The sequence below is a fragment of the Alistipes sp. AM16-43 genome, from assembly GCF_003435745.1.
GTDB classification, from domain to species: Bacteria; Bacteroidota; Bacteroidia; order Bacteroidales; family Rikenellaceae; genus Alistipes; species Alistipes onderdonkii.
On sequence record NZ_QTUQ01000010.1, the window covers coordinates 58,213 to 65,433 of the forward strand.

Consider the following 7,221-nt stretch of genomic DNA (forward strand, 5'->3'; position numbering starts at 1 on the left):
CTATTTAGTTAATCATCACCATTGCACCCTTTACGGTGGTCTGGCCGCTTGCCGAGAGTTCCGCTGTGGCGTTGCCCTTGACGGTGGCTCCCACCTTCGCCTGTACCTTGACATTCAGCCCTTCGAGGCTGACATCCTGCTTGGCTGTACCGCTGATTTTCATCGTGGCATCCATCGTGATGTTGCCTTTGGCTTTCAGCGTAATATCTTTTGCGGACGAGAGCGTGATGCCGTTCTTGTCCATCATGATTTCATTCTTGTTTTCATCAGTCAGACGGATGTGCTTCCCGTCATCGCTAATTTCCACCGTATTCTTTCCGGGGGTGGAGACCGTTATGATTTTCTTCTCCTCGTCGAACTCGATGCGCATCTTCTGGCGTGTGACCAAGGCTTTCTTGTTGTTCTCCGCCTCGTATTCGTAGGGCGGCTTGTGCTTTTCACCATAGATTGAGCCGAGAATGACGGGATTGGCCGGGTTGTTATTCACGAAACCCACCAATACCTCATCGTTCGGTTCGGGCAGCCAGAAACTGCCTGAACCGTTGGTAGCATATAATGTGGAGAGACGTGCCCAAAGCAGTTTGTCCTGTCCCTCCATCCACGGCAGTTCCACCTGTATGCGGTACTGCTTCTGTGGGTCGCCGTCCAGTTTTTTCACCACCGCCGTATGCAGCCCTTCCATGCCTGGCAGCAAGCCTGCCGCAGGGGGGCTTACCACATCCGGCTCGTCTGTGATATTGCCGGGGTTGATGCCGATTCCGGCTTTGGTAATCCATTCATTATGCTCGATGATATGCTCCACCGAACCGATGAAGGCGTTGCCGCCGAACCGCCTGCCCAAGCCTTTCAGTTCGATGATGCAACCCGGTACGGCTTCTGCTGCCCCGTAGAAGCTGAACGAACCGTGATAACGTGCAAGCCCGGCTTTCAATGCCATGCTGTCTGCCCATACTTTCAGCACTTTGCTGTCCGCAGGGGCATCGGTTTGGAGCAGCATATTATCGGCTGCGGCTATGTTCTCCGGTTCCAGGTCTCCCTGCTTGTTCAGCTTGGGAACGGAAGCACTTTCCTTGACGGACTTCTGTTCCGAAGGGTTCCACGACACGGCATCATACCCCGAAAACTGGTCGCTTGCCGATAGTCCGCCGTCAAAGTCTATCAGGTCGTTGCCGTAGGTGACGGTCAGCACGGGCAATGCGCCCGCTGCCGGCTTGAATGCCTTGATGTCGCTGCCCGTGGTGAGAATGAACATACCGCAGGCATCGGCACGCGAGAGGGCGAAATCCCAGTCCGTACAATAGTATTGCACCATATCGGGGTGCTGGTAGTCCGTGCTGTCTGCCGACACCTTGCCATATGCGGAAAGGACTTCCTCTATCATGTCTGAGTCTTTCTTCTTCTCGAAGATACGGTTCTTGCGCACCTGTGTGGCAGCGTAGGCGTTATCACGGCATTCCACCGTCATCAGGGAACGGTGTCCCTTGCCGATGCGTATGCCCGTATCCAGAATGATGCCATCGAACAAAGTCTTCAAGTCATTCAGTTCGCCTGCGTCGATACGGATAGCAGTGCCCGGCTTGAAACTGTCAGAGTCGGATTCGTCGAAAGTCTGCTTATCCATGTCTCCGGCATTGAAACGCAGGGTGGCTTTGCCGATGCGGTTCAGCTCCAGGCGGACATGAGCCGACACCAGTTCGAAGGCGTCCCCCAATGCCTTGCCGTTGCAAAAGACTTTGCACGCAAGGTTGCGGCCTGCATATTTTGACGGTGAGTCTGCCATATATTTCCCCCTTTCTTCTATTCCTTTTTTAGTGGCGGAAACAGGAGTTCCGTTCCTGCCGGTATGTTTCTGAAACTGTTCAGGTTGTTGAACCTTGCCACCTGCCGCACCAGCAGGGAATCCCCGTAAATCTTGTGGCACAGGTAAGGAAGCGTTTCCCCCTCCTTGACGGTGATAAGGCGGGACATGTCGGGCGACTGCTTGTGGAACTTCTTACGTTCCTCCTCACTGCACCGGAAGCCCGTAAAGGTCAACTCGACAGAGGCACGGAGCGGAACACCGCTGTTGCTGAACAAGGTGTATTTCACATCCATCTTCTTTATCTGGCCTTTGAACAGCAGTTCGACATATTGGATAAGGACGTAAGAGGGACGGTGTCCGTCACTGTTATATATATACAGCAACTTCTCCAACTCCTGTATCTTGTTATATACCTTGTCATTATCTCCGGTTCCCTCTATGATGCCCGTACAGTCAACGGTTATCTTGAATGAAAGGTTTTCCGGTTTGTAACGTTCGAACCGGGTATTCCCGCCTATGGCACCAAGCTGTCTGTCCTCACGATACACGATTTCTTTCCCGAACTGTAGGGTGTCTGGATCCATCAATACCGTATAGTCATCACCTATTTTGCTCCTATACTTTGCATCGGTATATGCCGTGAATTTCAATTTTTCCATCTTACCGGTTCAATGTTGTTCAACGTTCTTTCTTTCCTCTTTCTGCACGAATGCCCGCGCCGTGTTCCGAAAGTTCCTCCACCACCTTTTGCTTGAGGCGTTCGTAAGTCCTTTCAGAGATTTCTTCGGGAAGAATGACTTTTTTCTCCACTACAGTGCTAACATGTATTTCCTTTATGACTATCGGCATTATTTGCTCCTCCTTATTTCTTCGTATTTCAAGGTTATCGTTTCAATGGCTATTTTGCTTTCCGACGCATTCAGTGGAGCCATAGACCATTTTACAGGAATGACACGTGTGCAAATCCAGCTTGCAGCTATTTTATTCTTTTCATCAAGAAGAGTAACGGTCATGTTGCACGGCTTTATTTTTGCCCCATATTTGAACCGGAATGTATTCTTCACCCATGCGGTGATTTTCTCATTGATAGCTTCAAGCGCACGCCTCAGCACCAAATCGTTTACCCTGACATCTTCCGGGAGTCTTATTCCTGCCTGGTCTTTCCCGTTTTCAAACACAAGCTCCTGACCAAGGCCATCCACCTCTGCAAAAGAGGCGGATGCCTTGTTGCCCTCCCATTGAAATTCCACCTGAAAGTGAAATGCTACCGGCGGTTTCCATGTCTTGCTGTCAGGAGCCATATCTCAACGTTTTCAAGGTTATGCCGGTGTCACTCCTTCATGTGCCAACACAATCGTTTCCATAGATACACCATTACCATCGGCCTTGAAGCCTTCCACGGTGTACTTTTTCGGCCATGCGTTGGTCAGTTTCCAGCTCTGTACCGGACTTCCTGCCTCGTCCAGCAGGGCAACGGTCACGGTTCCGCGTTTGATGATGTTCATCTTCACCTGGTTGATCCAGTCCCATAGTTTCTTGTCATCCTTGAACATTGCTTTCTTCAGGGTTACATCGCCGCTCTTGCGCAAGCCCGGCATCTTCACCTTGGTAAAGCCCGGCATGTCGCCCGAGCGGTATTCAATCACGTCGAACTCGATATCGAGTCCCGACACTTCCTTGCAGGAGATTTTTCCCACATCCGTTATATCCACGCTGAAATGAAATTCAGGTACGGGCCATGTCTGAGCGCTCTGTGCAGCTCCATTTTCGTCTGCCATAATCTTTTATGTTTTAATTGTTTGTTAATGAATTCAAGATCAATACATTATTGCCGTCAGCTCTTCTGCATCTGCTGCTGGAAGGTGATTTCGATGAATTCCGCCGGACGGGTGATGGCCACCAGCACGGTGATGCGCATGATGCCGTTCAGTATGTCGTCGCCGGTCATTGTGTCGCCCAGTCCCACATGAATCTCGTAGGCCTCCTCCGGGGTGGAGCCTGCCAGTCCGCCGCGTTTCCATATGCTGCGCAGGAAGCTGTCCATCATCGACTTCATGTTCATCCAGGTGGATGCCACATTCGGCTCGAACACGTATGCCTTGGCTGCGTTCTTCAAGGACACTTCAAGGAATATCATCGTGCGGCGTACGTTCACATAACGCCAGTCCTGGGAGTTGCCGTCCAATGTACGGGCACCCCATACCTTGATACCCTCGCCGGTGAAGGAGCGGATGGCGTTGACCGCCTTGCCGTTCATCGGCATGTTAAGGTCTTCCTGGAGGGCGTTGTCGATATTCTCGGTCGGACTGTTCACGTAGTTCACGGACACGTTTGCGGGGGCTTTCCATACACCGCGCGTGTTGTCCACCATCGTGTATAGTCCTGCCATGGCCGCCGAAGGAGGAAGCAGGTTCAGCCTTTCCCTTACTTTGTTCACGATGTACTGATAACCGGGAAGATTCTGCAACAGGGCGTTGTGCAGGTTGTTCTTCATGGCGGCAAGTTCATCCCAAGTATAATCAGCCGTTTCTGCCGGAGCTGTTTCCGCCCCCGTGTCGTCCAGTTGTGCGGGTCTTACGATTTTCTTGCCCTTAGCTATTTCTGCAAAAGAATCGGCGAAGAATTTCGGGAAGCCTGATTTCGGGTCAAAGAACGCCGACAGGTCGGGAGCGGCAGCGTTGTAATCCCATGCCAGCACCGTGCCGTCTATTTCCTTGTCGGAGAGCACGGAGGTATTCAGCCACGGGTAGTAGGCGGCACCGTATGAGAGGAAGTTTGCCCCGACATTCGTGCGGAATATCTCTATTTGTTCCGACATCACCTCGTTCTCTTTTGCTTTCGGCTGCACGTCAAGGATAGCAAAACGGTTCATCATCTCGCCGCAGTGTGCCAGCACCTGGGTCTGGATGTCCTTGCACTCATCCACCGACACGGCTTCGGGGACGAGCACCATCGTGATTTCCTGCTCCTTCTTCAAGGCGGTAAGTGCCGCGACGACTTTCTCCTTGTCAATCAGGCTCTTCTGGTCATAAGTGCCTGCGGAAACGATATAGCAGGTACCGCCGCCGTTGGCGAAGAACATCACCATCTGGTAATAGAGCGAGAATGTCACTTCCGGAGCTTCCACCCGCAAGAGCTTGCTCTTGTCCGGAGAGGGGATGCCGTAGAATGTTTTCGATGCATCCTTTTCCGGATAGTCCACCACGGACAACCTGAACTCCGGAGCCGGTGCTCCGCCGAAATACTGTTGGAATTCCGTCATCGATGTAATTTTCCAGGGTTTGCCACTTAGCGAGTCCGCACCGTTCACGGCTTTTTCGGTGATGCCGATGAAAGCGGGGATGGCGGTCGGGGCTTCGACTACTGAGTTGGGAAAGGCGCTTTTCTCCACGATGTAAACACCGGGTGTCTTCATTGATGCCATGCGTTTTAGTGTTTTAATGGTTTAACAATCGGGTTATATGTAATGGATTACAATCTAAAAATAACATAACTGCCGGAGTAACTCCGGGGCTTTGCTCAGGAAAACGCCCGGCTTGGGCAGTGCCACATTGCGCAGCAACACCTGTCTGGGGCGGTTGTCTCCTTCGGTGACGGATGTCAGGCGGAGCCGGAACCCGTACTGTTTCCGCAGGGGAATCCTTTCGAGGGAAACGGTACGCAGCACTTCCCTGCCATATTCGGCCGCCGCCTCGAACGGCCCGAATGTCAGTTTGCCGCCGCATTCCTCCAGCCGGAGTTTTTCCGGAGAGAATTTTTCGCCGCCACGGGAGACGAAAAGGTATTCCCACCGGTATTCGGGGACATGGAACTGCAGACAGGCGGTCTCCGGCGTTCCCGCCTTGGCAGAGGAGAATACCTCTTCTGTCAGGCGGAGCAGTACCGTGCAGAATCCCTTTCCTATCTGCCGCTTGGCAGACTGCTCCACGATGGCGCCCGTCGCTTCCAGCGTTTCCTGCCCGACCGGAAGCTCCAGCCGATAGGCTGAGGACGGCTGGAAACCGTTCCACTGCGTATAGAGCACAAATGCAGGGTCGGCCATCACCAGTTCCAATGCCAACACATCGGAAAGGGTGTCAACGCCCGCACCTGCATCATCATACAGTATCGTCCATTCGTTCGTTCCGGTTTGGCGGAACAACAGACCGCGACGATGACACAATGCCTGTCCCGAAGGGGATATTCGGCACTGCATGGCACGGCAGATGTTCCCATCGAAATATTCGTGCTCTATGCGGATGTTGTATAACGGACGATAGGTTCCCATATATGTCTTGTTTTACGTCTTTACACTTGTTTCTCCAGCCATGCTTCCGCTGGAGATAATCTCGGAGGAGTCGATGGCCAGCCCGCGCAGCTTGCAGATTACCGACGGATAGTACTGCCCGCCCATGGTCGTCCAGATATTGTGGAGATCCATGGTGGACATCGGCACGATTTCCATCGTATAGACGTATCCGTCTACCTGGAACTTCGGCGTAGAGCGGATGAACGCCAGTGTCTCCGAGAGGACGGAGAGGGACTCCCCATAGCGTTTGCCGTCATAGACTGCCGCCAGCATGACGTGCATGTTCATCATCAGCGGTGCTCCCTTGCCGACGAATCCGCTGCCGCTGCGCTGCATATACGTCATGTCGCCCGAAGTCTCCTTTTCGAGGTTGACCAGCGAAATGACCACCTTGTTGGGGCATTCCTCTCCGGCAGAACCGATAAGCCCCACGGTGGCGAGTCCTTCGGGCTGGCGGTGCAGGCGGGAGAGGTATTCCTCCAGACGCTCGGCGTAATATGTCAGGATACGTTTTATCATTTTCTTACTTTTTATATTTATGATCGGACTCTTTCCAAAGCCCGCTTTTTGTTATGTCATCTCGACTATTCAATGTTCTGAGCACGGCTTTACACCGAATAGATAAATCAAATCAGAAACTTAACACACACCTCACCTTTAAATGGCATGCCATTAGAGGCATAGTACGGAAATTCAGATTTATTGGTGCTCGCATCCTTATCCGCCGGTGTGCCGTCCGGACGTACAGAAGTCGCTTTTAGCAGCATCTTTTGCCATTTTATTGTGCAATAAACGTTACGCAGCCCGAACCGGAAGCTGCTCCAGCAGTGCTCCGGCAGATGCTCGTCCTTGTGGTAACGGAAAGCGTGCTGCCTTCGATGGTTATATTATAGGTGTATTCTGTACCGCCCCGCCATGTTATTTCCGATTTCGGTTTATAATAGAATGGTGAATATTCTGCTATTCCTGTTTTGATTAGAGAACTGCCGTTGCTTATTTTCTGTGGAACAGCCAATGCCTGATAGGTGGCAAGTGCTTTTTCTTTTTGCTTGTCTTTTTAAAGCGGGGCTGCTCGACTTCAGATATGTGGTGTCATCAGCAATTATGTCGAAAAAATCCAATAGTCTGCCTG

At 52.0% G+C, this 7,221-nt stretch carries 8 protein-coding genes and 1 pseudogene; all 9 read right to left on the bottom strand.

What is annotated here, in order from left to right:
• Positions 1–4: 4 nt before the first annotated feature.
• Positions 5–1,780 carry a type VI secretion system tip protein VgrG gene (gene vgrG, locus DW189_RS13190; RefSeq protein ID WP_117508512.1) on the bottom strand — a complete coding sequence of 592 codons (1,776 nt, stop codon included), beginning with the start codon at positions 1,778–1,780 and terminating at the stop codon, positions 5–7.
• A gap of 17 nt (positions 1,781–1,797) precedes the next feature.
• Positions 1,798–2,460, bottom strand: coding sequence for a CIS tube protein (locus DW189_RS13195; RefSeq protein ID WP_117508513.1), 663 nt, complete (start codon positions 2,458–2,460; stop codon positions 1,798–1,800).
• Between the two features lie 19 nt (positions 2,461–2,479).
• Positions 2,480–2,611 carry a hypothetical protein gene (locus DW189_RS14675; protein ID WP_259295443.1) on the bottom strand — a complete coding sequence of 44 codons (132 nt, stop codon included), beginning with the start codon at positions 2,609–2,611 and terminating at the stop codon, positions 2,480–2,482.
• A gap of 38 nt (positions 2,612–2,649) precedes the next feature.
• Positions 2,650–3,102 carry a phage tail protein gene (locus DW189_RS13200; protein WP_117508514.1) on the bottom strand — a complete coding sequence of 151 codons (453 nt, stop codon included), beginning with the start codon at positions 3,100–3,102 and terminating at the stop codon, positions 2,650–2,652.
• An 18-nt stretch (positions 3,103–3,120) separates the two neighbouring features.
• Entirely contained in the window at positions 3,121–3,579 is a 459-nt protein-coding gene (locus DW189_RS13205) for a phage tail protein (protein ID WP_117508515.1), read from the bottom strand.
• 56 nt (positions 3,580–3,635) lie between these two features.
• Positions 3,636–5,225, bottom strand: coding sequence for a phage tail sheath family protein (locus DW189_RS13210; protein WP_117508516.1), 1,590 nt, complete (start codon positions 5,223–5,225; stop codon positions 3,636–3,638).
• A 54-nt stretch (positions 5,226–5,279) separates the two neighbouring features.
• Positions 5,280–6,068, bottom strand: a complete 789-nt coding sequence (locus DW189_RS13215) for a hypothetical protein (protein ID WP_141417951.1) — start codon at positions 6,066–6,068, stop codon at positions 5,280–5,282.
• Between the two features lie 12 nt (positions 6,069–6,080).
• On the bottom strand, positions 6,081–6,608 hold the full coding sequence (locus DW189_RS13220) for a DUF4255 domain-containing protein (RefSeq protein WP_117508518.1): 528 nt from the start codon (positions 6,606–6,608) through the stop codon (positions 6,081–6,083).
• A gap of 259 nt (positions 6,609–6,867) precedes the next feature.
• Positions 6,868–7,113: pseudogene (locus DW189_RS14795) on the bottom strand (fimbrillin family protein); the annotation flags it as partial.
• Positions 7,114–7,221: the final 108 nt, after the last annotated feature.

What these genes read in the sequence shown, in the direction of transcription:
- vgrG (WP_117508512.1), bottom strand. Translation starts at nt 1,780, where the DNA reads ATGGCAGACTCACCGTCAAAATATGCAGGCCGCAACCTTGCGTGCAAA.
- DW189_RS13195 (WP_117508513.1), bottom strand. Translation starts at nt 2,460, where the DNA reads ATGGAAAAATTGAAATTCACGGCATATACCGATGCAAAGTATAGGAGC.
- DW189_RS13200 (WP_117508514.1), bottom strand. Translation starts at nt 3,102, where the DNA reads ATGGCTCCTGACAGCAAGACATGGAAACCGCCGGTAGCATTTCACTTT.
- DW189_RS13205 (WP_117508515.1), bottom strand. Translation starts at nt 3,579, where the DNA reads ATGGCAGACGAAAATGGAGCTGCACAGAGCGCTCAGACATGGCCCGTA.
- DW189_RS13210 (WP_117508516.1), bottom strand. Translation starts at nt 5,225, where the DNA reads ATGGCATCAATGAAGACACCCGGTGTTTACATCGTGGAGAAAAGCGCC.
- DW189_RS13215 (WP_141417951.1), bottom strand. Translation starts at nt 6,068, where the DNA reads ATGGGAACCTATCGTCCGTTATACAACATCCGCATAGAGCACGAATAT.
- DW189_RS13220 (WP_117508518.1), bottom strand. Translation starts at nt 6,608, where the DNA reads ATGATAAAACGTATCCTGACATATTACGCCGAGCGTCTGGAGGAATAC.